1 pseudogene is annotated in these 260 nt (G+C 52.3%); it reads left to right on the top strand.

Features of this window, described 5'->3' with window-relative positions:
* Positions 1-260, top strand: a pseudogene (locus E0D98_RS26580) (hypothetical protein); the annotation flags it as partial.

The following is a 260-nucleotide window of genomic DNA, read 5'->3' as shown; positions in this document are numbered from 1 at the left end:
AACCTGTTCATGGTGTTTAACGCAATTATCGCCATTATGGGGATAGTCTGGTTCCTGTTTATTGGAATCCGCCATGTTGTCCGCACCGGCCACCAGGGCAATGTCTTTAACAACGGACGGGACGTCGTCGGAATGCTCAGTATTGTGAGCGGTTTTATGATGATTGTGCCCACCGCTTCCGGCTGGAGCCTGGCACAACTGGTCATGCTCTGGGGCGCATCCATCATGGGCATTGGTTCCGCCAATATCATGGTTCAGAC

Origin of the sequence: Escherichia sp. KCJ4928, assembly GCF_004352695.1 — a bacterium.
In the GTDB taxonomy this organism is placed as follows: Bacteria; Pseudomonadota; Gammaproteobacteria; order Enterobacterales; family Enterobacteriaceae; genus ECMA0423.
Note: the sequence above shows the minus strand (reverse complement) of the source record. Positions and strands in the feature narration are given on the sequence as shown.